The sequence below is a fragment of the Streptococcus sp. SM5 genome, from assembly GCF_027497975.1.
The window spans coordinates 85,359-109,862 of the sequence record NZ_JAJNSC010000010.1; the positions used below are offsets into that span (position 1 = coordinate 85,359).

26 protein-coding genes are annotated in these 24,504 nt (G+C 43.0%); 24 read left to right on the forward strand and 2 right to left on the reverse strand.

What is annotated here, in order from left to right; all coding sequences use genetic code 11:
- Window positions 1–103: 103 nt before the first annotated feature.
- The 6 genes from PAN07_RS09170 to PAN07_RS09195 all read left to right on the forward strand — a co-directional run bounded on the left by PAN07_RS09170 (window position 104) and on the right by PAN07_RS09195 (window position 7,212).
- A complete protein-coding gene (locus tag PAN07_RS09170; RefSeq protein WP_269797737.1) occupies window positions 104–2,440 on the forward strand; it encodes a cation-translocating P-type ATPase in 2,337 nt (778 codons plus the stop codon).
- Between the two features lie 101 nt (window positions 2,441–2,541).
- Window positions 2,542–3,219, forward strand: a complete 678-nt coding sequence (locus PAN07_RS09175) for a tRNA (adenine(22)-N(1))-methyltransferase TrmK (protein ID WP_201058882.1) — start codon at window positions 2,542–2,544, stop codon at window positions 3,217–3,219.
- Entirely contained in the window at window positions 3,206–4,003 is a 798-nt protein-coding gene (locus PAN07_RS09180; RefSeq protein WP_269797720.1) for a Nif3-like dinuclear metal center hexameric protein, read from the forward strand. Before PAN07_RS09175 ends, PAN07_RS09180 begins: the two co-directional genes overlap by 14 nt.
- A gap of 16 nt (window positions 4,004–4,019) precedes the next feature.
- Window positions 4,020–5,123 (forward strand): FAD-binding oxidoreductase, encoded by a 1,104-nt coding sequence (locus PAN07_RS09185; protein WP_269797721.1) that lies wholly within the window; start codon window positions 4,020–4,022, stop codon window positions 5,121–5,123.
- A 102-nt stretch (window positions 5,124–5,225) separates the two neighbouring features.
- Complete coding sequence (gene galE / locus PAN07_RS09190) at window positions 5,226–6,245, forward strand: UDP-glucose 4-epimerase GalE (RefSeq protein WP_120718596.1); 1,020 nt, start codon at window positions 5,226–5,228, stop codon at window positions 6,243–6,245.
- 1 nt (window position 6,246) lies between these two features.
- A complete protein-coding gene (locus PAN07_RS09195) occupies window positions 6,247–7,212 on the forward strand; it encodes a glycosyltransferase family 2 protein (protein ID WP_031237605.1) in 966 nt (321 codons plus the stop codon).
- 51 nt (window positions 7,213–7,263) lie between these two features.
- Here PAN07_RS09195 and PAN07_RS09200 read toward each other — a convergent pair whose 3' ends face one another.
- Window positions 7,264–7,467 carry a ferredoxin gene (locus PAN07_RS09200; RefSeq protein ID WP_162496576.1) on the reverse strand — a complete coding sequence of 68 codons (204 nt, stop codon included), beginning with the start codon at window positions 7,465–7,467 and terminating at the stop codon, window positions 7,264–7,266.
- Between the two features lie 45 nt (window positions 7,468–7,512).
- Between PAN07_RS09200 and PAN07_RS09205 the strand changes: the two genes are divergently transcribed.
- From PAN07_RS09205 to whiA, 10 genes are all read left to right on the forward strand, one after another.
- A complete protein-coding gene (locus PAN07_RS09205; RefSeq protein ID WP_269797722.1) occupies window positions 7,513–8,013 on the forward strand; it encodes an SAG1386/EF1546 family surface-associated protein in 501 nt (166 codons plus the stop codon).
- Window positions 8,014–8,021: 8 nt separating this feature from the next.
- Window positions 8,022–8,696: a (d)CMP kinase gene (cmk, locus tag PAN07_RS09210; RefSeq protein WP_269797723.1), complete on the forward strand. Its 675-nt coding sequence runs from the start codon at window positions 8,022–8,024 to the stop codon at window positions 8,694–8,696.
- Between the two features lie 119 nt (window positions 8,697–8,815).
- Window positions 8,816–9,322, forward strand: coding sequence for a dihydrofolate reductase (locus PAN07_RS09215; protein ID WP_045612103.1), 507 nt, complete (start codon window positions 8,816–8,818; stop codon window positions 9,320–9,322).
- Window positions 9,322–9,492, forward strand: coding sequence for a hypothetical protein (locus PAN07_RS09220; RefSeq protein WP_045612102.1), 171 nt, complete (start codon window positions 9,322–9,324; stop codon window positions 9,490–9,492). The genes PAN07_RS09215 and PAN07_RS09220 overlap by 1 nt, the downstream gene beginning before the upstream one ends.
- A gap of 36 nt (window positions 9,493–9,528) precedes the next feature.
- The gene (clpX, locus tag PAN07_RS09225) at window positions 9,529–10,761 is read left to right on the forward strand and encodes an ATP-dependent Clp protease ATP-binding subunit ClpX (protein WP_012972566.1); all 1,233 of its coding nucleotides are present in this window, start codon (window positions 9,529–9,531) and stop codon (window positions 10,759–10,761) included.
- 8 nt (window positions 10,762–10,769) lie between these two features.
- A complete protein-coding gene (gene yihA / locus PAN07_RS09230) occupies window positions 10,770–11,357 on the forward strand; it encodes a ribosome biogenesis GTP-binding protein YihA/YsxC (RefSeq protein ID WP_269797724.1) in 588 nt (195 codons plus the stop codon).
- A 9-nt stretch (window positions 11,358–11,366) separates the two neighbouring features.
- On the forward strand, window positions 11,367–11,747 hold the full coding sequence (locus PAN07_RS09235) for a RidA family protein (protein ID WP_269797725.1): 381 nt from the start codon (window positions 11,367–11,369) through the stop codon (window positions 11,745–11,747).
- A gap of 51 nt (window positions 11,748–11,798) precedes the next feature.
- Window positions 11,799–12,689 carry an RNase adapter RapZ gene (rapZ, locus tag PAN07_RS09240; RefSeq protein WP_125454992.1) on the forward strand — a complete coding sequence of 297 codons (891 nt, stop codon included), beginning with the start codon at window positions 11,799–11,801 and terminating at the stop codon, window positions 12,687–12,689.
- Complete coding sequence (locus PAN07_RS09245) at window positions 12,686–13,663, forward strand: YvcK family protein (protein ID WP_001231080.1); 978 nt, start codon at window positions 12,686–12,688, stop codon at window positions 13,661–13,663. Before rapZ ends, PAN07_RS09245 begins: the two co-directional genes overlap by 4 nt.
- Window positions 13,660–14,571 (forward strand): DNA-binding protein WhiA, encoded by a 912-nt coding sequence (gene whiA / locus PAN07_RS09250; protein ID WP_269797726.1) that lies wholly within the window; start codon window positions 13,660–13,662, stop codon window positions 14,569–14,571. The genes PAN07_RS09245 and whiA overlap by 4 nt, the downstream gene beginning before the upstream one ends.
- Window positions 14,572–14,994: 423 nt before the next feature.
- Here whiA and PAN07_RS09255 read toward each other — a convergent pair whose 3' ends face one another.
- Window positions 14,995–15,963: an NAD(P)/FAD-dependent oxidoreductase gene (locus PAN07_RS09255; protein ID WP_000081015.1), complete on the reverse strand. Its 969-nt coding sequence runs from the start codon at window positions 15,961–15,963 to the stop codon at window positions 14,995–14,997.
- A 137-nt stretch (window positions 15,964–16,100) separates the two neighbouring features.
- On the opposite strand from PAN07_RS09255, the gene cdaA reads away from it, so the two are divergent.
- The 8 genes from cdaA (at window position 16,101) to PAN07_RS09295 (ending at window position 24,499) form a co-directional block, all read left to right on the forward strand.
- Window positions 16,101–16,958, forward strand: a complete 858-nt coding sequence (cdaA, locus tag PAN07_RS09260) for a diadenylate cyclase CdaA (RefSeq protein ID WP_269797727.1) — start codon at window positions 16,101–16,103, stop codon at window positions 16,956–16,958.
- Window positions 16,945–17,724 (forward strand): CdaR family protein, encoded by a 780-nt coding sequence (locus PAN07_RS09265; RefSeq protein ID WP_269797728.1) that lies wholly within the window; start codon window positions 16,945–16,947, stop codon window positions 17,722–17,724. The genes cdaA and PAN07_RS09265 overlap by 14 nt, the downstream gene beginning before the upstream one ends.
- Window positions 17,725–17,749: 25 nt before the next feature.
- A complete protein-coding gene (glmM, locus tag PAN07_RS09270) occupies window positions 17,750–19,102 on the forward strand; it encodes a phosphoglucosamine mutase (protein ID WP_269797729.1) in 1,353 nt (450 codons plus the stop codon).
- 73 nt (window positions 19,103–19,175) lie between these two features.
- The gene (locus PAN07_RS09275) at window positions 19,176–19,550 is read left to right on the forward strand and encodes a DUF1149 family protein (protein ID WP_136937592.1); all 375 of its coding nucleotides are present in this window, start codon (window positions 19,176–19,178) and stop codon (window positions 19,548–19,550) included.
- A 1-nt stretch (window position 19,551) separates the two neighbouring features.
- A complete protein-coding gene (locus PAN07_RS09280; RefSeq protein WP_261105311.1) occupies window positions 19,552–20,400 on the forward strand; it encodes a DegV family protein in 849 nt (282 codons plus the stop codon).
- Between the two features lie 267 nt (window positions 20,401–20,667).
- Window positions 20,668–21,435 (forward strand): 4-hydroxy-tetrahydrodipicolinate reductase, encoded by a 768-nt coding sequence (gene dapB / locus PAN07_RS09285; RefSeq protein ID WP_261105310.1) that lies wholly within the window; start codon window positions 20,668–20,670, stop codon window positions 21,433–21,435.
- Window positions 21,432–22,631 (forward strand): CCA tRNA nucleotidyltransferase, encoded by a 1,200-nt coding sequence (locus PAN07_RS09290; protein WP_346658452.1) that lies wholly within the window; start codon window positions 21,432–21,434, stop codon window positions 22,629–22,631. Before dapB ends, PAN07_RS09290 begins: the two co-directional genes overlap by 4 nt.
- A complete protein-coding gene (locus tag PAN07_RS09295; RefSeq protein WP_269797730.1) occupies window positions 22,628–24,499 on the forward strand; it encodes an ABC-F family ATP-binding cassette domain-containing protein in 1,872 nt (623 codons plus the stop codon). Before PAN07_RS09290 ends, PAN07_RS09295 begins: the two co-directional genes overlap by 4 nt.
- The last annotated feature ends 5 nt before the right edge of the window (window positions 24,500–24,504 follow it).

Genomic DNA, 24,504 nt, shown 5'->3' on the forward strand with positions numbered 1-24,504 from the left:
TATTATACCTTATCAAAGGAGGGCTGGCAAACTTTTCCCTTGACTAGATGCATATTTGGGATGAGATTAGAATTCTTTTAGAAAAAATGATATGATAGAATTTATGGATAAAAATAAGATTATGGGATTAACCCAAAGAGAAGTCAAGGAAAGACAGGCTAAGGGCTTGGTCAATGATTTTACTGCTTCGGCCAGTACCAGCACTTGGCAAATCATCAAACGAAATGTCTTTACTCTTTTTAACGCTTTGAACTTTGCCATTGCTTTGGCACTAGCCTTTGTGCAGGCTTGGAGCAATCTGGTCTTCTTTGCTGTTATCTGCTTTAACGCTTTTTCTGGAATTGTGACCGAGCTACGCGCCAAACATATGGTGGACAAGCTTAATCTCATGACCAAGGAAAAGGTCAAAACTATCCGTGATGGCCAAGAAGTGTCTCTGAATCCTGAAGAATTGGTGTTAGGAGATGTCATTCGTTTGTCTGCAGGAGAGCAGATTCCTAGTGATGCCTTGGTTTTGGAAGGCTTTGCGGAGGTTAATGAAGCCATGCTAACGGGAGAAAGTGATTTGGTGCAAAAGGAAGTGGATGCCTTACTTTTGTCAGGAAGTTTCTTAGCCAGTGGGGCAGTTTTAGCTCAAGTTCACCATGTCGGTGCAGACAACTATGCTGCCAAACTCATGCTGGAAGCAAAGACAGTGAAACCTATCAACTCCCGAATTATGAAATCGCTGGATAAGTTAGCAGGTTTTACTGGAAAGATTATCATTCCTTTTGGTCTAGCTCTCTTGCTAGAAGCCTTGCTTTTAAAAGGCTTGCCACTTAAGTCATCTGTTGTAAATTCGTCTACAGCCCTTTTGGGGATGTTGCCCAAAGGAATCGCCCTTTTGACCATTACTTCGCTCCTTACCGCGGTGATTAAGCTTGGCTTGAAAAAAGTCTTGGTACAGGAGATGTACTCTGTTGAGACCTTGGCGCGTGTGGATATGCTCTGTTTGGACAAGACGGGTACCATTACCCAAGGAAAGATGCAGGTGGAGTCTGTTCTTCCTTTGACCGAAGAGTATGGAGAGTCAGCGCTTGCTAGCATCTTGGCCAGCTATATAGCCCATAGTGAGGATAAAAATCCAACAGCTCAAGCTATTCGCCAGCGTTTCCAAGATCAGGTAGCCTACCCTATGCTTTCGAATCTTCCTTTCTCAAGCGACCGAAAGTGGGGAGCTATGGAGTTAGAAGGTCTAGGCACTGTTTTCCTAGGCGCACCGGAGATGTTGTTGGATGCTGAAGTCCCAGAAGCCAGAGAAGCTCTTGAACGAGGATCTCGTGTCTTGGTCTTAGCGCTCAGTCAAGAAAAACTTGACTATCACAAGCCACAAAAACCATCTGATATTCAGGCTCTAGCCTTGCTGGAAATCTTGGACCCCATTCGAGAGGGAGCAGCAGAGACGCTGGACTATCTCCGTTCTCAGGAAGTGGGCCTCAAGATTATCTCTGGTGACAATCCCGTTACGGTTTCCAGCATTGCTCAGAAGGCAGGTTTTGCGGACTACCACAGTTATGTAGATTGCTCGAAAATGACGGATGAGGAATTGATTGCTATAGCTGAAGAGACAGCTATTTTCGGACGTGTTTCCCCTCATCAAAAGAAACTCATCATCCAAACGCTGAAAAAAGCGGGTCATACAACAGCTATGACAGGGGACGGGGTCAATGATATTCTGGCCCTTCGTGAGGCAGATTGTTCCATCGTGATGGCTGAGGGAGATCCTGCGACTCGTCAGATTGCCAATCTGGTTCTCTTGAACTCTGACTTTAATGATGTTCCTGAGATTCTCTTCGAAGGCCGTCGGGTGGTCAATAACATTGCCCACATCGCACCGATTTTCTTGATTAAAACTATCTATTCCTTCCTGTTGGCAGTTATCTGTATTGCCAGTGCTCTTCTGGGACGGTCTGAATGGATCTTAATTTTCCCCTTCATTCCAATCCAGATTACCATGATAGACCAGTTCGTGGAAGGTTTCCCACCATTCGTTCTGACTTTTGAGCGAAATATCAAACCTGTCGAGCCAAACTTCCTCAGAAGATCCATGCTTCGTGCCCTACCAAGCGCTCTCATGGTCGTCTTCAGCGTTCTCTTTGTGAAAATATTTGGAAGTAGCCAAGGCTGGTCTGAGTTAGAAATCTCAACCCTCCTCTATTATCTACTGGGGTCTATCGGTTTCTTATCCGTATTTAGAGCCTGCATGCCATTTACCCTATGGCGTGTCCTCTTGATTGTTTGGTCAGTAGGAGGATTCCTAGCCACAGCTCTCTTCCCAAGAATTCAAAAACTGCTTGAAATTTCAACCTTGACAGGACAAACACTACCTGTTTATGGTGTCATGATGTTGGTCTTTACCGTGATTTTCATCCTGACTAGTCGCTATCAAGCCAGAAAATAAAGAAAGGCTGCAATCTGTGGATTGCGGTCTTTTTAGGTACAAGATTGCCAGCTGAAATGTGGTATAATAAGAGGTAATAGAGTTTTGGAAAGTGAGAGAAAATGATTTCAAAGAGATTAGAATTAGTGGCTTCCTTTGTGCCACAGGGAGCTATTTTACTAGATGTGGGAAGTGACCATGCTTATCTGCCTATCGACTTGGTCGAAAGAGGAAAAATCGAAAGTGCCATTGCAGGTGAGGTGGTGGAAGGTCCCTACCAATCTGCAGTCAAAAATGTTGAGGCTCACAGCCTAAAGGAGAAAATCCAGGTTCGTTTAGCCAATGGCTTGGCAGCCTTTGAAGAGTCAGACCAAGTGTCTGTCATTACCATTGCTGGTATGGGTGGTCGTTTGATTGCTAGGATTTTAGAAGAAGGCTTGGACAAGTTAGCTAATGTAGAACGATTGATCCTTCAGCCCAATAATCGTGAAGACGACTTGCGTATCTGGCTACAAGAGAACGGATTTCAGATTGTAGCTGAAAGCATCTTAGAAGAAGCTGGCAAGTTTTACGAGATTTTGGTGGTGGAAGCAGGACAAATGAAGCTATCAGCCAGTGATGTTCGCTTTGGACCTTTCTTGTCCAAAGAGATCAGTCCAGTCTTTGTCCAAAAATGGCAAAAAGAAGCTGCTAAGCTAGAGTTCGCCCTTGGACAAATCCCTGAAAAAAATTTGGAAGAACGTCAAGTTCTAGTAGATAAAATTCAAGCCATCAAGGAGGTGCTCCATGTTAGCAAGTGAAGTGATTAACGTGTATGAAGCCTTTTGTCCTCAGGAATTTTCCATGGAGGGAGACAGTCGTGGTCTGCAAATTGGCACTTTGGACAAGGATATCCAAAGGGTCATGGTGGCTCTCGATATTCGTGAAGAAACGGTGGCTGAAGCCATTGAAAAGGGTGTGGACTTGATTATTGCCAAGCACGCGCCGATTTTCCGTCCTATCAAGGACTTGGTATCTAGCCGTCCGCAAAATCAGATTTACATCGACCTCATCAAGCATAACATTGCAGTTTATGTCAGCCATACCAATATTGATATCGTTGAAAATGGTCTCAATGATTGGTTCTGTCAGATGCTAGGTATCGAAGAAACGACCTATCTGCAGGAGACAGGTCCTGAACGTGGAATTGGACGTATTGGGAATGTTCAGCCTCAGACATTTGGGGAATTGGCCCAGCATGTCAAGCAAGTCTTTGGTTTAGATAGCCTTCGATTGGTGCATTATCAAGAGAGAGATTTGCAGAAGCCTATTTCAAGAGTGGCCATCTGTGGTGGAAGTGGGCAGTTATTCTATAAGGATGCTTTGGCTAAAGGAGCGGATGTCTATATCACTGGTGATATTTACTACCACACTGCCCAGGATATGCTGTCTGATGGCTTGCTAGCATTGGACCCAGGTCACTATATCGAAGTGCTTTTTGTGGAAAAAATCGCAGCACTCCTTAGTCAATGGAAAGGAGAAAATGGCTGGACAATCGATATTGTACCTAGTCAAGCATCGACCAATCCTTTCCACCATATCTAGTTAGAAAGTGAAAACAATGAAAAAAGTTGCTATTATCGGAGCAGGAATTGTGGGAGCAACAGCTGCCTACTACCTCTCACAAGAAAGTGACCTAGAGGTGACCGTTTTTGATCATGGACAAGGTCAGGCAACCAAGGCTGCAGCAGGAATTATCAGCCCTTGGTTTTCCAAACGTCGCAATAAGGCCTGGTACAAAATGGCGCGCTTGGGGGCTGACTTTTATGTGGATTTGTTGGCTGATTTAGAGAAGTCAGGGCAAGAAATCGACTTTTACCAGCGTTCGGGAGTCTTTCTCCTGAAAAAGGATGGAACTAAGTTGGAAGAACTCTATCAACTAGCCTTCCAGCGCAGGGAAGAATCTCCTTTGATAGGGCAATTAGCCATTCTGGACCAAGCATCAGCTAACGAATTATTCCCTGGTTTGCAGGGATTTGATCGCTTGCTCTATGCTTCTGGTGGAGCGAGAGTAGATGGTCAACTCTTAGTGACTCGTTTGCTAGAAGCTAGTCAGGTCAAACTGGTCAAAGAAAAAGTAACTCTGACACCTTTAGCATCAGGTTACCAGATTGACGAAGAGGTATTTGATCAGGTTATTTTGGCGACGGGAGCTTGGTTGGGACACCTGTTAGAGCCTTTAGGTTATGAAGTAGATGTTCGTCCCCAAAAGGGGCAACTCCGAGATTATCAACTTGCCCAAGACATGGAAGCTTACCCTGTTGTTATGCCAGAAGGGGAGTGGGATTTGATTCCTTTTGCAGGTGGGAAATTATCCCTAGGCGCTACCCATGAAAATGATATGGGATTTGATTTGACGGTAGATGAAACCTTGCTCAAACAAATGGAGGAGGCAGCCTTGCCCCACTATCCTGTTTTTTCGGAAGCGACTTCCAGAAGTGAACGAGTGGGAATCCGTGCCTATACCAGCGATTTCTCTCCTTTCTTTGGGCAAGTACCTGGCTTAGCAGGTGTCTATGTTGCTAGTGGACTAGGTTCATCAGGTCTCACAACTGGTCCTATCATTGGTTACCATCTAGCTCAACTGATTCAAGATAGGGAGTTAACCTTGGACCCTCTAAACTACCCAATTGAAAACTATGTCAAACGGGTAAAAAGCGAATAAGCATTTTACTAAAATTTTAGTCATCCCTCTAGGATGGCAAATGACATTCCCTATCAAAAATGGTAAAATAAGAAAAAATAATCCGAGAATCGAGGAAAGAAGATGCAAGAAAAGATTTTGGTAACGGGTGGAGCAGGATTTATCGGAACCCACACTGTTATTGAGTTAATCCAAGCAGGTCATCAAGTTGTTGTGGTGGATAACCTTGTTAATAGTAACAGAAAAAGTTTAGAAGTTGTTGAGAGAATCACAGGAGTTGAAGTGCCTTTCTATGAGGCAGATATCCGTGACACTGATACCCTCAGAGATATTTTCAAGCAAGAAGAACCAACAGGGGTTATTCACTTTGCTGGTTTGAAGGCTGTCGGTGAATCTACTCGTATTCCTCTTGCCTATTATGATAACAATATCGCAGGGACTGTTAGCCTTTTGAAAGTTATGGAAGAAAACAACTGTAAAAACATCATCTTCAGTTCTTCTGCGACAGTTTACGGAGATCCTCATACAGTGCCAATCTTGGAAGATTTCCCACTTTCAGTGACCAATCCCTATGGCCGCACTAAGCTTATGCTTGAGGAAATTTTGACGGATATTTACAAGGCAGACTCAGAATGGAATGTGGTCTTGCTTCGTTATTTCAACCCAATCGGAGCCCATGAGAGTGGTGATTTGGGAGAAAATCCAAACGGTATTCCAAACAACCTCTTGCCATATGTGACTCAAGTAGCCGTTGGTAAATTAGAGCAAGTGCAAGTATTTGGGGATGATTACGATACGGAAGACGGAACTGGTGTTCGTGACTATATCCACGTTGTCGATTTGGCTAAAGGTCACGTTGCAGCACTGAAAAAAATCCAAAAAGGTTCAGGTCTAAACGTTTATAACCTTGGAACAGGTAAAGGTTATTCTGTTCTTGAAATTATCCAAAACATGGAAAAAGCAGTGGGGCGCCCAATTCCTTACCGTATCGTTGAACGCCGCCCAGGTGATATCGCAGCCTGCTATTCAGATCCTGCAAAAGCTAAAGCAGAACTGGGCTGGGAAGCAGAACTCGGCATCACTCAAATGTGTGAAGACGCATGGCGTTGGCAGAGCAAGCATCCAAATGGATTTGAAGACTAAGATGGTGATGTCAATCATTGTCCCCTGTTTAAACGAAGAGGAAGTACTTCCTCTTTTTTATCAGGCTTTGGAAGCTTTACTTCCAGATTTGGAAACGGAAATCGAGTACGTCTTTGTCGATGATGGATCAAGTGATGGGACCTTGAAACTCTTAAAGGCCTATCGGGAGCAAAATCCGGCAGTGCATTATATTTCTTTCTCACGAAATTTTGGCAAAGAAGCAGCTCTGTATGCAGGCTTACAATATGCGACAGGAGACCTAGTGGTGGTGATGGATGCAGACCTCCAGGATCCTCCTAGTATGTTGCTTGAGATGAAAAACTTACTAGACCAAAATGCAGATTTGGACTGTGTAGGAACACGGAGAACCAGTCGAGGGGGAGAACCAGTTTTACGTAGTCTCTGCGCTAATCTCTTTTATCGCCTTATGCAAAAAATTAGTCCAGTAGCCTTGCCGTCAGGTGTCCGTGATTTTCGCATGATGAGAAGGTCTGTGGTCGATGCCATTTTAAGCTTGACTGAGTCCAATCGTTTTTCTAAAGGACTTTTTGCCTGGGTCGGTTTTAAAACCCACTATCTGGACTATCCAAATGTCGAAAGACAGGCCGGCAAGACCAGTTGGAGTTTTAGGCAACTCTTTTTCTACTCCATTGAAGGGATTGTTAATTTTTCAGATTTTCCCTTGATTATAGCCTTTGTGGCAGGTCTCCTATCTTGTTTTATTTCTCTACTAATGACTTTTTTTGTTGTGGTTCGGACTCTTATTTTGGGCAATCCGACGTCAGGTTGGACCTCTCTGATGGCTGTTATTCTCTTCCTTGGTGGGATTCAACTCTTGACCATTGGGATTCTCGGCAAGTACATCAGTAAGATTTATCTAGAGACCAAAAAAAGACCACTTTATCTTATCAAAGAAAAAAGTGATCTTCCTGATTTTACAGAAAAAAATAAAGAGAAAAGACTATAATTTTGCATGGAAATATGCTAAACTAGAAGGAGTGGAACGTTCTTGTCGATATTAGAGTTGATCTTTAATCAAGGCACGTGTCGGACAGTTTCTAACAGCTTCTACGACGTCCTGACTAGGAGAAATTTCTTTTTCTAGTTGATCAGGATCATCGTAAAAACGCACGATTCCATTATCGTGGTAATCAAATAATTCAGAATAAGTTTGACAAAGCCCACAGGCAATGCAGCGTTCAGGTATAAGTGTGATTTTCATATTTATATTGTAATAAGAAAAGTAAAAAAAAACAAGGAGTAAGGTATGGCAAAAGAACCGTGGCAAGAAGATATTTATGAGAATCAGGAAGAACAGATAAGAACGGAACGACGTCAACGTAATCAAAAAGGTACAGGTATTGTTGCAAATCGTGTCTTGACGATTCTAGCTAGTCTCTTTTTCGTGATTGTTGTAGTAATGATAATAGTATTGATTTACCTTTCAAGTGGAGGGAGTAATCGTACAGCAGCCTTGAAAGATTTTTATGATTCATCTGCCCCTGTTTCAACCTCTGTAACAGAAGAATCTGCATCTTCATCTAGCAAGAGTGAAGAAGCAACTTCTACAGAGAGCTCATCTAGTGAAAGTCATTCTGAAGAGCATACTGATAGTGAAGGGACAATTACAGTTCAGGCTGGAGAAGGAGAAGCAACCATTGCCGCTCGTGCAGGAATCTCGATTGCTCAGCTAGAGGCCTTGAATCCTGGGCATATGGCTACAGGGTCTTGGTTTGCTAATCCAGGTGATGTTATCAAAATCAAATAGGAGTTGATATGAAAACAATTCAAATTGCTATTGACGGTCCTGCTTCAAGTGGTAAGAGTACAGTCGCAAAGATTATTGCTAAGGATTTTGGTTATACCTATCTTGATACAGGTGCTATGTATCGTGCAGCAACATACATGGCTCTCAAGAACCAATTAGGAGTTGAAGAAGTTGAAGCACTTCTAGACTTATTGGACCAGCATCCAATCAGCTTTGGGCGCTCAGAAACTGGAGAACAACTTGTCTTTGTAGGAGATGTGGACATTACTCATCCTATTCGTGAAAATGAAGTGACCAATCATGTTTCTGCTATTGCAGCAATTCCTGAAGTACGTGAGAAACTAGTTTCCCTCCAACAAGAGATTGCCCAGCAAGGTGGGATTGTCATGGATGGTCGCGATATTGGGACTGTTGTATTGCCACAAGCAGAATTGAAAATTTTCCTAGTAGCTTCTGTTGATGAAAGAGCAGAGCGCCGTTACAAGGAAAATATTGCCAAGGGAATTGAAACAGACCTTGAAACGCTAAAAGAGGAAATTGCTGCGCGTGACTACAAGGATAGTCATCGTGAGACTTCACCTCTCAAACAAGCAGAGGATGCAGTTTACCTTGACACAACTGGACTAAGTATTCAAGAAGTAGTCAAAAAAATTGAATCAGAAGCAAAAAAACGCATGTCCTAGGGACCGGAGAAGCAGGCTAAATCTAGCCTGCTTCTTTTCTATCAAACTGAACGCATTCCAAACCAGTCTTTTTTTGAGTTTTTTGATAAAATAGTACTATCAGTGAAAAGGATGGAAGCATGACTAAGAAAATTGTAGCTATTTGGGCCCAGGATGAAGAGGGTGTGATTGGTAAGGACAATCGTCTGCCTTGGCATTTGCCAGCAGAACTGCAACACTTCAAAGAAACAACTCTGAATCATGCCATCTTGATGGGGCGCGTGACCTTTGATGGAATGGAGCGTCGCTTGCTTCCAAAAAGGGAGACCCTGATTTTGACTCGTAATCCAGTAGAAAAGATAGATGGGGTTACTACTTTTCATGATGTCCAGTCTGTCTTGGACTGGTATCAGGCTCAAGAAAAGAATCTCTATATTATTGGTGGAAAGCAGATTTTTCAGGCTTTTGAATCCTACCTTGATGAAGTGATTGTGACTCAAATTCATGCTCGGGTGGAAGGAGATACCTATTTTCCTGAGGAGTTTGACTTGTCTCTTTTTGAGACGGTTTCAAGCAAATCTTATACCAAAGATGACAAAAATCCTTATGATTTTACCATCCAATACCGCAAGAGAAAGGAAGTCTAATGGAACGTAGTATATTTGGTTTTTTCACAGCCATGCTGTGTTTGGTCTGCTTACTTGCAGGAGTACAGGCTTTTCGTAAAAAGCGCTATGGACTTTCTGTCCTGCTCTGGTTAAATGCCTTTACCAATTTGGTCAATAGTATCCATGCTTTTTACATGACCTTATTTTAGATAGAATGACAGTATAGAATAGAACGGAAGGAAATCATGCCTACAAATAGGAATAATGATATGATGGTTTATTGCTCATTTTGTGGCAAAAGCCAGGAAGAAGTACAAAAAATAATCGCAGGTAACAACGCCTTTATCTGTAATGAATGTGTGGAGTTAGCCCAGGAAATTATTCGGGAGGAGTTGGCTGAGGAAGTCTTGGCAGACTTGTCTGAAGTTCCAAAACCAATCGAACTTCTCCATATCTTGAACCACTACGTAATCGGTCAAGATCGTGCCAAGCGTGCCTTGGCAGTAGCTGTTTACAACCATTACAAACGCATCAATTTCCACGATACGCGTGAAGAGTCAGAAGATGTGGATTTGCAGAAGTCAAACATCTTGATGATTGGCCCAACTGGTTCGGGGAAAACTTTCCTTGCTCAGACCTTGGCTAAGAGCTTGAATGTACCTTTTGCAATTGCGGATGCGACAGCTCTTACGGAGGCTGGTTATGTAGGTGAGGATGTGGAAAATATCCTCCTCAAACTCTTGCAGGCTGCTGACTTTAACATTGAACGTGCAGAGCGTGGCATTATCTACGTGGATGAAATTGACAAGATTGCCAAGAAGAGCGAGAATGTATCGATCACACGTGACGTTTCTGGTGAAGGAGTGCAACAAGCCCTTCTCAAGATTATTGAGGGAACGGTTGCCAGCGTACCGCCTCAAGGTGGACGCAAACATCCGCAACAAGAAATGATTCAAGTGGATACTAAAAATATCCTCTTCATCGTGGGTGGTGCCTTTGATGGCATTGAAGAAATCGTCAAACAACGTCTTGGTGAAAAAGTCATCGGATTTGGCCAAAACAATAAAGCGATTGATGAAAACAGCTCATACATGCAAGAAATCATCGCGGAAGATATTCAAAAATTTGGTATTATCCCTGAGTTGATTGGACGTTTGCCTGTCTTTGCTGCTCTTGAGCAATTGACGGTTGATGACTTGGTTCGTATCTTGAAAGAGCCAAGAAATGCCTTGGTTAAACAATATCAAACCTTGCTTTCTTATGATGATGTCGAGTTGGAATTTGACGACGAAGCCCTTCAAGAAATCGCCAATAAGGCCATCGAACGGAAGACAGGTGCGCGTGGTCTTCGCTCAATTATTGAAGAAACCATGCTAGACGTCATGTTTGAAGTACCGAGTCAGGAAAATGTGAAATTGGTTCGCATCACAAAAGAAGCTGTCGATGGAACGGATAAACCAATCTTGGAAACAGCCTAGAGGTGACTATGGAAATCAATACACACAATGCTGAAATCTTGCTCAGTGCGGCGAATAAATCCCACTACCCACAGGATGAACTGCCAGAGATTGCCCTAGCAGGGCGTTCAAATGTTGGCAAGTCTAGCTTTATCAACACCATGCTGAACCGTAAGAATCTGGCTCGTACGTCAGGGAAACCTGGGAAAACCCAGCTTCTCAACTTCTTTAACATTGATGACAAGATGCGCTTTGTGGATGTGCCTGGTTATGGCTATGCCCGTGTTTCTAAAAAGGAACGTGAAAAGTGGGGGCGCATGATTGAGGAGTACTTAACGACTCGGGAAAATCTCCGTGCGGTAGTCAGTCTAGTTGACCTCCGTCATGACCCGTCAGCAGATGATGTGCAGATGTATGAATTTCTCAAGTATTATGAGATTCCAGTCATCATTGTGGCGACCAAGGCGGACAAGATTCCTCGTGGTAAATGGAATAAGCACGAATCAGTAATCAAAAAGAAATTAAACTTTGACCCAAGTGACGACTTTATCCTCTTTTCATCTGTCAGCAAGGCAGGGATGGATGAGGCTTGGGATGCAATCTTAGAAAAATTGTGAGGGAAAGAAATGGCAAAAACAATTCATACAGATAAGGCTCCAAAGGCTATCGGACCATATGTTCAAGGAAAAATCGTTGGCAATCTTTTGTTTGCTAGCGGTCAAGTTCCTCTATCTCCTGAAACTGGGGAAATCGTTGGAGAAACAATCCAAGAACAGACAGAACAAGTCTTGAAAAACATCGGTGCTATTTTGGCAGAAGCAGGAACAGATTTTGACCATGTTGTCAAAACAACTTGCTTCTTGAGCGATATGAACGACTTTGTTACTTTTAATGAGGTTTACCAAACGGCCTTTAAAGAGGAATTTCCAGCTCGTTCAGCTGTGGAAGTAGCTCGTCTTCCTCGTGATGTAAAAGTCGAAATTGAAGTCATCGCAGAGATTGGATAAGCTAGTTGAAGTTTGGTGTTGCCAAACTTCTTTTGATATAAGGAGAGATAGATGACAAAGAAACAACTTCACTTGGTGATTGTGACAGGGATGAGTGGTGCAGGAAAAACTGTAGCCATTCAGTCCTTCGAGGATCTGGGATATTTCACTATTGATAATATGCCGCCAGCTCTCTTACCTAAGTTTTTGCAGTTGGTGGAAACAAGGGAAGACGACCATAAGTTGGCTTTGGTAGTGGATATGCGTAGCCGTTCTTTCTTCTCAGAGATTCAAGCTGTTTTGGATGAGTTGGAAAACAAGGAAGAACTGGACTTTAAAATCCTCTTTTTGGATGCGGCAGATAAGGAATTGGTCGCTCGTTACAAGGAAACCAGAAGGAGCCACCCTCTGGCTGCAGATGGTCGGATTTTGGATGGAATCAAGCTGGAACGTGAGCTCTTGGCACCTTTAAAAAATATGAGTCAAAATGTAGTGGATACAACTGAACTTACTCCACGTGAGCTGCGTAAAACCCTCGCAGAGCAGTTTTCAGACCAAGAACAAGCCCAGTCTTTCCGTATCGAAGTCATGTCTTTTGGCTTTAAATATGGAATTCCGATTGATGCGGACTTGGTCTTTGATGTTCGTTTCTTACCAAATCCCTATTATCTACCAGAACTGCGTAATCAAACGGGTGTGGATGAACCAGTTTATGACTATGTCATGAACCATCCCGAGTCAGAAGAATTTTACCAGCATTTGTTGGCCTTGATTGAGCCAATTTTGCCAAGTTACCAAAAGGAAGGTAAGTCAGTTTTGACCATTGCCATGGGATGTACAGGTGGACAACATCGTAGTGTGGCCTTTGCCAAACGCTTGGCACAGGACTTATCCAAGAATTGGCCTGTCAATGAAGGACATCGTGACAAAGACCGAAGAAAGGAAACGGTAAACCGTTCATGAGAAAACCAAAGATAACGGTGATTGGTGGAGGGACTGGGATCCCCGTCATTCTTAAAAGTCTGCGTGAAAAAGATGTGGAAATCGCGGCTATTGTAACGGTGGCGGATGATGGTGGTTCATCAGGTGAACTCCGAAAAAATATGCAACAGTTGACACCGCCAGGTGATCTTCGCAATGTCCTTGTGGCCATGTCGGATATGCCTAAGTTTTATGAGAAAGTCTTTCAGTACCGCTTTTCTGAAGATGCGGGAGCCTTTGCTGGCCATCCATTGGGCAATCTCATTATTGCAGGGCTGTCAGAAATGCAGGGTTCAACCTATAATGCCATGCAGTTGTTGAGCAAATTTTTCCATACAACAGGGAAGATTTATCCTTCCAGTGACCATCCCTTGACCCTTCATGCAGTCTTTCAGGATGGTACAGAAGTGGCTGGAGAGAGTCATATTGCAGACCATCCAGGCATGATTGACCATGTCTATGTGACCAATACCCTCAACGATGATACGCCTCTGGCTAGCCGTCGAGTGGTGCAGACCATTCTTGAAAGTGACATGATTGTCCTAGGACCTGGTTCCCTCTTTACCTCGATTTTGCCCAATATCGTGATTAAAGAAATCGGGCAGGCCCTTTTGGAAACCAAGGCAGAAATCGCCTATGTCTGCAATATCATGACCCAACGTGGGGAGACGGAACACTTTACAGATAGTGACCACGTGGAGGTCTTGCATCGTCACCTTGGTCGACCTTTTATCGATACTGTCTTGGTGAATATTGAAAAAGTGCCTCAGGAATACATGAATTCCAACCGTTTTGATGAATACTTGGTGCAGGTGGAACATGACTTTACTGGTCTTTGTAAGCAAGTTCCGCGCGTGATTTCATCCAACTTCCTTCGTCTGGAAAATGGAGGTGCCTTCCACGATGGGGATTTGATTGTGGACGAGTTGATGCGGATTATACAGGTGAGAAAATGAGTTTCACAGTAGCAGTAAAAGAAGAAATCCTGGGTCAGCACCATCTGAGCCGGCATGAATTATCTGCCATTATCAAAATGTCTGGCAGTATCGGTCTCTCGACTTCGGGCTTGACCTTGTCTGTCGTGACAGAAAATGCTAAGCTGGCTCGTCACCTCTATGAGTCCTTTCTCCATTTCTATGAAATCAAATCGGAAATTCGCCACCACCAGAGGAGCAATCTTCGCAAAAATCGGGTCTATACTGTTTTTACAGATGAAAAAGTGCAGGACTTGTTGAGTGATTTGCACTTGGCAGACTCTTTCTTTGGTTTGGAAACAGGTATTGATGAGGAGATTTTATCGGATGAGGAAGCAGGTCGTGCTTATATTTGTGGTGCTTTCTTGGCAAATGGAAGCATTCGTGACCCTGAGTCAGGCAAGTACCAGTTGGAAATCAGTTCTGTTTATCTGGACCACGCGCAAGGGATTGCCTCCCTTCTCCAGCAATTTTTACTGGATGCTAAGGTGCTTGAGCGCAAGAAGGGGGCTGTGACTTATCTCCAGCGTGCCGAAGACATTATGGACTTCTTGATAGTAATTGGAGCCATGCAGGCGCGTGACGATTTTGAGCGAGTTAAGATTTTGCGAGAAACCCGTAACGACCTCAATAGGGCCAATAATGCAGAAACAGCCAATATTGCTCGGACAGTTTCTGCCAGCATGAAGACTATCAACAATATCAGTAAAATCAAAGATATCATGGGCTTAGAAAACCTTCCAGTGGATTTGCAGGAGGTAGCGCAGTTGCGGATTCAACACCCAGACTATTCTATTCAGCAGTTAGCTGATAGCCTTAGCGCCCCTCTGACCAAAAGTGGTGTTAACCACAGACTCAGAAAAATCAATAAGATAGCCGATGAGTTATAAAGATATAAAACACCTCTTTCTTGACAATTAAATAGAGTATGTGAGATAATAAAGGGGAATTGAGAAGTTCTAGCATTTTAGTGCTAACAGAAATCCCCTCGGTACTGCAATACTGAGGGGATTTTTTTCTGGGTTAGATAGCACTAACCAGGAAGGTTACTTGTCGAAGTGATCGTCTAACCAACGAGTCACCAGCCATGAGATGATACTCTCGATGACTGCGATAAGTACTATTTTGAGAAGTTCTAGCATCTGTAATACCTCCTTTTCCAAGGCGTATTGTTAGTGCCGTCCCTATTATATCACATGTTTTATCAGTTTGATAGGCATTTTTATTTTTGTTAAAGAAGGGGGAAATATGAGCTAACAAATTAGCCGATGAACTATAAAACCACGAATCCTATGTGACTCGTGGTTCTTTTTCTATAAACTAGTAGAGTGTTTTGGTTGTACTTTTTGTTCTGGGTCGATGTAGTTAATGGCATTGTTAACAGCGGTTGGTGCTTCTCCAAGCCCTGTCGCAATCAGATCAATTTTTCCGTCATAGTAGCAACAGTCACCGATAGCATAGATACCTGCTTGGCTAGATTCTTGCTTGCTATTGACGATAATCTTGTGACGGTTGAGGTCCAGACCCCAGTTTTTAAGGTTACCAACAGAAGATTTGAAACCATAGTTGACAAAGAGGTGGTCTAGGTCAATAGTTTCTGTTTCATCAGATTTGACTTTTGTGATTTCAAGTTTATCGAGTGTTTTTCCATCTCCAAGGAGTTGGCTAGGGACGAATGGTGTCTTGATGATCACAGAAGATTCCTGCAAAGCTTGGACACTGTGTTCCAAGGCGCGGAAATTATCTCTACGGTGGACAAGGGTAGTTGGCGCAATTTTTTCAAAAGCTAAAGCCCAATCAACAGCTGAGTCCCCACCACCCAGAATCGTCACTTTCTTACCAGCATATTGCTGAATGTTAGAAACGTGGTAGTGGATATTTTCATAGCCCTCAACGCCTTCTAGTTCCAGCGGACGTGGTTTGAAGGCACCACCCCCCATAGCAATGATAACAGTTTTAGACAGATGACTTCCTTTAGAAGTTGTGATGACAAATCCTTCTTCTTGTTTTTCAATCTCAAGAACCGTTTCGTTGAGATGAATAGGGGTATCAAAGCCATTTAATTGCTCGATTAGACGGTTAGTCAACTCTTCTCCAGTCAGGTTTGGGAAACCCGGGACGTCTAAAATTTCCTTTTCAGGGTAGAGAATAGCAGGTTGTCCACCTAGTTGGGGAAGAGAGTCGATGATTTGGACCTTGGCTTGGCGTAGGTGGGCATAGAAGGCTGCAAAAAGCCCGACAGGACCACCACCTACAATGGTAATATCATAGAGTTGAGACATGGTTTCTCCTTTGTTTTTTCTAGTCAGTTTATTTTATCATATTTTTCCTTAATTTAAAATGAAGTAGGATAGGGAAAAAAATGCCAGAAAAATGGTATAATAGAAAGGAACGTGTTTGGACAGAGAGGAGACAGCAGATGAACTTTCAACAATTATCCAATCTGCAATATTGGACTAGCTTGTTTTCTAGTCCTTGGAGTATTGCCATCAATCTGTTTGATATTTTGATTGTGGCCTATATTTTATATCGTTTTACAAAAGCGATAGCTGGCACCAAGATTATGATTTTGGTGCGTGGGGTCGTGATCTTTGTATTAGCCCAGGTTGTGGCCAATATCCTTGATTTAACAACGATTTCTTGGTTGATTAATCAGATTATCACCTATGGGGTTATTGCTGCGGTTGTTATCTTCTCTCCAGAGATTCGGACTGGTTTGGAACGCTTGGGAAGGGCGACAGATTTCTTTTCTACTGCTCAAATTAGTGCAGAGGAGCAAATGATTCGTGCCTTTGTCAAGTCGGTTGAATATATGAGTCCTCGTAAGATTGGTGCTCTGGTTGCCATCCAACGAGTTCGGACCTTACAAGAATACATTGCGACAGGGATTCCTTTGGATGCCAATATTTCAGCTGAACTCCTTATTAATATCTTTATCCCCAACACTCCCCTACACGATGGTGCTGTGATTATCAGAGAAAATCGAATAGCAGTAACCTCTGCCTATCTTCCCTTGACAGAAAGCACAGGGATTTCCAAGGAATTTGGGACCAGACACCGGGCGGCTATCGGTTTGTCAGAAGTATCCGATGCCTTGACCTTCATCGTCTCAGAGGAAACAGGAGGCATTTCTATTACCTATAACGGTGTTTTCAAGAACGACTTGACGATTGAAGAATTTGAAGCAGAGCTACGAGCAATTCTTTTGCCAGCTGTTGAGGAAAAAGTCAGTTTCAAGGACCGTTTGCTAGGAGGTTGGAAATATGAGAAAAAATAGTCTATATATCATTTCATCTCTCTTTTTTGCTTGTGTCTTATTCATTTATGCAACGTCAACCAACTTTCAAAATAGCAATACCGCAAGGCAGGTCAAATCAGAAACCTACACCAATACGATAACGAACGTTCCTATCGATATTCACTATGATAATGACCAGTATTTCATTAGTGGATTTGCATCAGAAGTTTCAGTGATATTAACCGGAGCTAATCGTGTGACCTTGGCCAGCGAAATGCAGGAGAGCACTCGTAAGTTTAAGGTCACAGCGGATTTGACGGATGCCAGTGTTGGAACGATTGAAGTTCCCTTGAATATTGAAAATCTTCCAAGCGGATTGACCGCTGTGGCAACGCCTCAAAAGATTACAGTGAAAGTTGGGAAGAAGGTTAAGCGAGATGGGATGATTGTTGTGCCACAAGTTGACCAAAGCCAGATTGATTCCAAGCTACAAATTGATAGTGTAACCGTGTCAAACGAACGAGTTTCTGTCACAACTGACCAAGAAACATTAGCTAAAATCGATCGTATTATTGCGCTTTTACCAACCAGCGAACGCATAACCGGTAATTACAGTGGTTCAGTACCTTTGCAGGCAATCGATCGCAATGGTGTTGTCTTACCGGCAGTTATTACTCCGTTCGACACAACAATGAAGGTGACTACAAAACCAGTAGCACCAAGTTCAAGTGCATCTAATTCAAGTGCAAGTAGTTCGTCGGAGACGTCTTCGTCAACTAAATCAAATAGTTCAAAAACGAATTAAAAAATAGGAAAAGGATTTTATAAAAATGGGTAAATATTTTGGGACTGATGGAGTCCGTGGAGAAGCTAACGTAGAACTAACACCAGAATTGGCCTTTAAACTAGGACGTTTTGGAGGCTATGTTCTTAGTCAACATGAAACGGAAGCACCGAAAGTCTTTGTAGGACGTGACACACGTATTTCAGGGGAAATGCTAGAATCTGCTTTGGTGGCAGGTCTCCTCTCTGTAGGGATTCACGTCTACAAACTTGGTGTCCTTGCAACACCAGCAGTAGCTTACTTGGTAAAAACTGAAGGAGCAAGTGCTGGTGTCATGATTTCTGCTAGCCACAACCCAGCCCTTGATAATGGAATTAAGTTCTTTGGCGGTGATGGCTTCAAACTAGATGATGAAAAAGAAGCAGAAATTGAAGCCTTGTTAGATGCTGCAGAAGATACTCTTCCTCGTCCAAGTGCTGAAGGCTTGGGAACCTTGGTAGATTATCCAGAAGGCTTGCGTAAGTATGAGGGCTACCTTGTCTCAACTGGAACTCCTCTTGATGGAATGAAGGTTGCCTTGGATACAGCCAATGGTGCCGCTTCTACAAGTGCCCGTCAAATCTTTGCAGACCTTGGAGCTCAATCAACTGTTATAGGGGAAACACCAGATGGTCTTAATATCAACCTTAATGTTGGTTCAACCCACCCAGAAACCCTTCAAGAAGTGGTCAAAGAAAGTGGATCAGCTATTGGTTTGGCCTTTGACGGAGACAGTGACCGCTTGATTGCTGTTGATGAAAATGGGGATATCGTTGATGGTGATAAAATCATGTACATCATCGGGAAATACCTTTCTGAAAAAGGACAATTGGCTCAAAATACAATCGTGACAACTGTTATGTCTAACCTTGGTTTCCACAAGGCCTTGGACCGTGAAGGCATTAACAAGGCAGTCACTGCAGTTGGCGACCGCTACGTTGTTGAAGAAATGAGAAAATCAGGTTACAACCTCGGTGGTGAACAGTCTGGTCACGTCATCTTGATGGACTACAATACAACAGGTGATGGCCAATTATCTGCTGTTCAATTGACAAAAATCATGAAGGAAACTGGTAAGAGTTTGTCAGAGTTGGCAGCAGAAGTAACCATCTATCCACAAAAATTAGTCAATATCCGAGTGGAAAATGCCATGAAGGAAAAGGCTATGGAAGTGCCAGCTATCAAGGATATCATCGAGAAGATGGAAGAAGAAATGGCAGGGAATGGCCGTATCCTAGTACGCCCAAGTGGAACAGAACCCCTCTTGCGTGTCATGGCAGAAGCGCCTACAACAGAAGAAGTGGACTACTATGTTGATACCATCGCAGACGTAGTTCGAGCTGAAATCGGGATTGACTAAATCCGAGAAAACTAGATGAAAATAAAAAATTATGGTACAATAGCTTATAATATTGTAGCCGAGGGAGAAAGACATGAATCTTAAACGTGAACAAGAATTTGTCAGTCAGTATCATTTTGATGCGCGTAATTTTGAATGGGAAAATGAAAATGGAACTCCTGAAACTAAGGTGGATGTGAACTTCCAATTACTCCAACATGACCAAGAAAATCAAGTGACATCTTTAGTGGTTGTCTTAAGTTTTATGATTGTCTTTGACAAATTTGTTATCAGTGGAACGATTTCCCAAGTTAACCATGTGGAAGGTCGTATTGTAAATGAACCAAGTGAGTTTAATCAAGAGGAAGTTGAAACTTTGGCTCGTCCATGTTTGAACATGCTCAACCGTTTGACTTACGAAGTAACTGAAATTGCATTAGACTTACCAGGAATCAATTTGGAGTTCTAATATGAAATTAGCTGTTATCACAGATTCCTCTGCCTATCTCAGTGCAGAGACCCTGCAAAGAGAAGATTTATATGTCTTGGATATTCCTGTCAATATTGATGGTGAGGAGTATGTCGAGGGTATTAATCTGACTGCTGAGGAATTTTACCAAAAAATGGCTCAGGCTTCTGAATTGCCTAAGACCAGTCAACCAAGTATTGCCAAGTTAGATGAGATTCTAATTTCGCTCAAAGAACAAGGTTATACACATGCTTTGGGGCTTTTCCTATCTTCTGGAATTTCAGGTTTTTACCAAAATATCCAGTACATGGTCGATGATTATGAGGGCTTAACCATTGCCTTCCCAGACACTTTGATTACAAGTGCTCCTCTGGGTATCATGGTTGAAAGTGTCTTTAACTGGCGAGACCAGGGTGATGACTTTGCCATTATTCAGGATAAGCTAGCTATTCAGATTAGTCATACATCTGCTTTCATCATGGTGGATGATTTGGACCACTTGGTTAAAGGTGGACGCCTTTCAAATGGAGCTGCGATTTTGGGCAATCTGCTAAGCATTAAGCCAATCCTCTATTTCAATGACCAAGGTGTAATTGAAGTATACGAAAAAGTTCGTACTGAAAAGAAAGCAACCAAGCGCTTAATTGAAATTATCAAGGAAGCCACAGCTTCAGGCCAATACCGTATCATTGTTATTCACGGAAATGCCCCTGAAAAGGCTGAGGAATTGCGTCAGCACTTACTTGAATCTGGAGTAGGTACGGATGTTTCACTTGCTACATTTGGTAGTGTCATTGGCACACACCTAGGAGCAGGAAGCATTGCTCTAGGCTATATTCCAGTGATTTAGTTGGGACTTTTAGCTTAGTTAAGAAGTTAACAAATGAACACGCCTGAAACCTTGTGTGAAAAAGATAGTTCTTCCAAGGAGTATCTACTCATTGATCAGACCTCTTATTTTCACTTTGTGTTCTTACAGGCTTTGTATCTTAGAAATTGAACACGGACTACCTGCCTCATAAAAAAAGATACCTGTCTTGCCTTTCATGGAAAGTCAGCGTCATTCCCTATTTTTCAAGGGCAGCTAACGTCCTTCGTATCTTAGTCAGGAGTAGAGATGAGTATTCGAGTAATTATTGCTGGTTTTAAGGGAAAGATGGGTCAGGCTGCTTGTCAGATGGTCTTGGCTGATCCAGACTTGGACTTGGTAGCAGTTTTGGATCCTTTTGAGTCTGAGTCAGAATGGCAGGGAATTCCTGTTTTCAAGGATAAGGCTGATTTGGTTGGTTTTGAAGCGGATGTCTGGGTAGACTTTACTACACCAGCTGTTGCCTATGAAAATACACGCTTTGCTCTTGAGAATGGCTTTGCTCCAGTTGTTGGAACAACTGGTTTCACGAGTGAAGAAATTGCAGAGCTGAAAGCATTTTCTCGTGAACAAAATTTGGGTGGTTTGATCGCTCCAAATTTTGCCTTGGGTGCTGTTTTACTCATGCAATTTGCAAGGCAGGCTGCTAAATATTTCCCAAATGTGGAGATTATCGAGCTCCATCATGACAAGAAAAAGGATGCTCCGAGTGGAACAGCTATTAAAACAGCTGAGTTAATGGCAGAAGTTCGAGAGTCTATCCAGCAAGGTGCGCCTGATGAGGAAGAATTGATTGCAGGAGCTCGTGGTGCTAACTTTGATGGCATGCGGATCCATTCAGTGCGTTTGCCAGGTTTGGTAGCCCATCAGGAAGTCATCTTTGGTAATCAGGGAGAAGGATTGACACTCCGTCATGACTCCTATGATCGCAGCTCCTTCATGACAGGGGTGAATTTGGGAATTAAAGAAGTTGTCAAGCGTCATGAGCTTGTCTATGGATTAGAACACTTATTATGAGATTAACGCAAATGCCTTCTGAATTTCAGAAGGCTTTACCAGTATTAGAAAAAATTAAAGAAGCAGGTTTTGAGGCCTATTTTGTTGGAGGTTCTGTTCGAGATGCCCTCCTCAATCGTCCTATCCATGATGTGGATATTGCGACGTCTTCTTATCCAGAAGAAACCAAGCAGATTTTTCCGCGAACAGCCGATATCGGAATCGAGCATGGAACTGTCTTGGTCTTAGATGGGGACGAGGAGTATGAGGTGACTACTTTTCGGACAGAGGATGTCTATGTGGACTATCGCAGACCCAGTGCGGTCTCTTTTGTGCGCTCGCTAGAAGAAGACCTCAAACGCCGTGATTTCACAGTCAACGCCTTTGCCTTGGACGATACAGGAGAAATCATTGACTTGTTTCATGGTTTAGAAGATTTGGAAAAGCAAGTCTTACGAGCAGTTGGAGTGGCAAGTGAGCGTTTCAACGAAGATGCTTTGCGGATTATGCGTGGTTTCCGTTTTCAAGCCAGTCTTGGTTTTGAACTTGAGACAGAAACGTTTAAAGCAATGAAGACCTTGACGCCACTTTTGGAGAAAATTTCTGTGGAGCGTACCTTCGTTGAGTTTGATAAACTCTTGCTGGCTCCATTTTGGAGAAGGGGTTTGGCTTCCATGATTGAGAGTCAAGCTTATGACTATCTCCCTGATATGGCATCTAGCAAAGACAAACTTAACAGACTGTTTGATTTGGAGACTGATTTCACCTTTGAATCTTCAGAGCAAGCCTGGGCTGCTCTACTGTGGGCTTTGGAGATTGAAAATGCGCAGCCATTTTTGAAGGCTTGGAAGACCTCACGTCAGTTTGCTAAGCAAGTTCAGGATTTACTGACTATTTTGGCCTTGCGTGAAAAGGGAGAATTGAGCAAGCGCGATTGTTATCGCTTTGACTTGGATTTTCTTTTACAGGCTGAAAATCTCCGTCAGGCTCAAGGGAAACCAGTCAACCCACAAGCCATCACTGAAACTTACCAGAGTTTGACCATTCATGATAAGAAAGAAATTCAGATTAATGGTGGCATTTTGATTAAGGAATATGGCTATCAACCAGGTCCGGATTTGGGAGAGATTTTAACAGAGATTGAGTATGCCATTGTCGATGGAGAATTGGAAAATGACCGTCAAGCCATCCATGCTTATCTGAGGGAGAAAAAATGAGTGATTTTATCGTTGAAAAACTAAGTAAATCCGTCGGTGACAAGACCGTTTTTAAGGATATTTCCTTTATCATCCATGACCTAGACAGAATTGGTTTGATTGGTGTCAATGGGACTGGGAAGACCACCCTTTTAGATGTTCTTTCTGGTGTTTCTGGCTTTGATGGGGATGTCAGTCCCTTTTCAGCTAAGAATGATTACCAGATTGGTTACTTGACTCAAGATCCTGATTTTGATGATAGCAAGACGGTCTTGGATACGGTCCTATCTAGCGATCTCAAGGAAATCCAGCTCATTCGTGAGTATGAATTGATCATGCTCAACTACAGTGAGGACAAGCAGGCTCGTTTAGAACGTGTCATGGCAGAAATGGACTCTCTCCAAGCTTGGGAAATTGAGAGTCAGGTCAAGACGGTTCTTAGCAAGCTGGGGATTCAGGACTTGTCGACTCCTGTTGGGGAATTGTCAGGTGGTCTGAGAAGACGGGTCCAGTTGGCACAAGTCTTACTTGGCAACCACGACCTCTTGCTGCTGGACGAGCCGACCAACCACTTAGATATTTCGACTATTGAGTGGCTGACCCTCTTTTTAAAAAATTCCAAGAAGACAGTCCTTTTTATTACCCACGACCGTTATTTCCTAGACGCTTTGTCAACTCGGATTTTCGAATTGGATCGCGCAGGCTTGACCGAATATCAGGGCAATTATCAGGACTATGTTCGCCTAAAGGCAGAACAGGATGAGCGCGACGCGGCTCTTCTTCACAAAAAAGAACAGCTTTATAAGCAAGAATTGGCCTGGATGCGCAGACAACCGCAGGCGCGTGCGACCAAGCAACAGGCTCGTATCAATCGTTTTCATGACCTGAAGAAAGAAGTTTCAGGTGGTGTTGCTGAGACAGACTTAACCATGAATTTTGAGACTAGTCGGATTGGGAAGAAAGTCATCGAGTTTCAGGATGTTTCCTTCTCCTATGAAAACAAGCCCATTTTGCAAGATTTTAATCTCTTGGTGCAGGCCAAAGACCGTATCGGAATTGTTGGAGACAACGGTGTTGGAAAATCAACCCTACTCAACCTGATTGCAGGAGGTCTTGAGCCGACAGCAGGACGAGTGGTGATTGGGGAAACCGTTCGTATCGCCTATTTCTCTCAACAAATTGAGGGCTTGGATGAAAGCAAGCGAGTTATCAATTACTTGCAGGAAGTTGCAGAAGAGGTCAAGACCAGCGGTGGTTCTACTACTTCGATTGCAGAGTTGCTGGAGCAGTTCCTCTTCCCACGTTCGACGCATGGAACCTTGATTGAGAAATTGTCTGGTGGAGAGAAAAAGCGTCTTTATCTCCTCAAATTGCTATTGGAAAAACCAAATGTTCTTCTCTTGGACGAGCCGACAAATGATTTGGATATTGCAACCTTGACAGTTTTAGAGAATTTCTTGCAAGGATTTGCGGGACCTGTTTTGACAGTTAGTCACGACCGTTATTTCTTGGATAAGGTAGCGACCAAGATTCTAGCTTTTGAGGATGGCAAGATTCGTCCATTCTTTGGTCATTATACTGACTACCTTGATGAAAAGGCCTTTGAAACAGAGATGGCCAATCAAGTGCAAAAGGCTGAAAAAGAAAAAGTGGTCAAGGTGCGTGAAGACAAGAAACGCATGACCTATCAAGAAAAGCAGGAGTGGGCAAGCATTGAAGGCGATATTGAAGTCTTGGAAAATCGTATCGCTGCTATTGAAGAGGAGATGCAGGCCAATGGTTCTGACTTTGGTAAGCTAGCTACTCTTCAAAAAGAACTGGATGAGAAAAACGAAGCACTCCTTGAAAAATACGAACGCTATGAATATTTAAGTGAATTTGATAGCTAGAAGAA

Coding starts and splice junctions, on each gene's coding strand:
- rapZ (WP_125454992.1), top strand. CDS start 11,799: ATGACAAAGAAACAACTTCACTTGGTGATTGTGACAGGGATGAGTGGT.
- glmM (WP_269797729.1), top strand. CDS start 17,750: ATGGGTAAATATTTTGGGACTGATGGAGTCCGTGGAGAAGCTAACGTA.
- PAN07_RS09235 (WP_269797725.1), top strand. CDS start 11,367: ATGGCAAAAACAATTCATACAGATAAGGCTCCAAAGGCTATCGGACCA.
- PAN07_RS09205 (WP_269797722.1), top strand. CDS start 7,513: ATGGCAAAAGAACCGTGGCAAGAAGATATTTATGAGAATCAGGAAGAA.
- PAN07_RS09195 (WP_031237605.1), top strand. CDS start 6,247: ATGGTGATGTCAATCATTGTCCCCTGTTTAAACGAAGAGGAAGTACTT.
- whiA (WP_269797726.1), top strand. CDS start 13,660: ATGAGTTTCACAGTAGCAGTAAAAGAAGAAATCCTGGGTCAGCACCAT.
- clpX (WP_012972566.1), top strand. CDS start 9,529: ATGCCTACAAATAGGAATAATGATATGATGGTTTATTGCTCATTTTGT.
- PAN07_RS09280 (WP_261105311.1), top strand. CDS start 19,552: ATGAAATTAGCTGTTATCACAGATTCCTCTGCCTATCTCAGTGCAGAG.
- PAN07_RS09215 (WP_045612103.1), top strand. CDS start 8,816: ATGACTAAGAAAATTGTAGCTATTTGGGCCCAGGATGAAGAGGGTGTG.
- PAN07_RS09255 (WP_000081015.1), bottom strand. CDS start 15,963: ATGTCTCAACTCTATGATATTACCATTGTAGGTGGTGGTCCTGTCGGG.
- PAN07_RS09265 (WP_269797728.1), top strand. CDS start 16,945: ATGAGAAAAAATAGTCTATATATCATTTCATCTCTCTTTTTTGCTTGT.
- PAN07_RS09275 (WP_136937592.1), top strand. CDS start 19,176: ATGAATCTTAAACGTGAACAAGAATTTGTCAGTCAGTATCATTTTGAT.
- galE (WP_120718596.1), top strand. CDS start 5,226: ATGCAAGAAAAGATTTTGGTAACGGGTGGAGCAGGATTTATCGGAACC.
- PAN07_RS09170 (WP_269797737.1), top strand. CDS start 104: ATGGATAAAAATAAGATTATGGGATTAACCCAAAGAGAAGTCAAGGAA.
- PAN07_RS09175 (WP_201058882.1), top strand. CDS start 2,542: ATGATTTCAAAGAGATTAGAATTAGTGGCTTCCTTTGTGCCACAGGGA.
- dapB (WP_261105310.1), top strand. CDS start 20,668: ATGAGTATTCGAGTAATTATTGCTGGTTTTAAGGGAAAGATGGGTCAG.
- PAN07_RS09290 (WP_346658452.1), top strand. CDS start 21,432: ATGAGATTAACGCAAATGCCTTCTGAATTTCAGAAGGCTTTACCAGTA.
- cdaA (WP_269797727.1), top strand. CDS start 16,101: ATGAACTTTCAACAATTATCCAATCTGCAATATTGGACTAGCTTGTTT.
- PAN07_RS09180 (WP_269797720.1), top strand. CDS start 3,206: ATGTTAGCAAGTGAAGTGATTAACGTGTATGAAGCCTTTTGTCCTCAG.
- PAN07_RS09295 (WP_269797730.1), top strand. CDS start 22,628: ATGAGTGATTTTATCGTTGAAAAACTAAGTAAATCCGTCGGTGACAAG.
- PAN07_RS09220 (WP_045612102.1), top strand. CDS start 9,322: ATGGAACGTAGTATATTTGGTTTTTTCACAGCCATGCTGTGTTTGGTC.
- cmk (WP_269797723.1), top strand. CDS start 8,022: ATGAAAACAATTCAAATTGCTATTGACGGTCCTGCTTCAAGTGGTAAG.
- PAN07_RS09245 (WP_001231080.1), top strand. CDS start 12,686: ATGAGAAAACCAAAGATAACGGTGATTGGTGGAGGGACTGGGATCCCC.
- yihA (WP_269797724.1), top strand. CDS start 10,770: ATGGAAATCAATACACACAATGCTGAAATCTTGCTCAGTGCGGCGAAT.
- PAN07_RS09200 (WP_162496576.1), bottom strand. CDS start 7,467: ATGAAAATCACACTTATACCTGAACGCTGCATTGCCTGTGGGCTTTGT.
- PAN07_RS09185 (WP_269797721.1), top strand. CDS start 4,020: ATGAAAAAAGTTGCTATTATCGGAGCAGGAATTGTGGGAGCAACAGCT.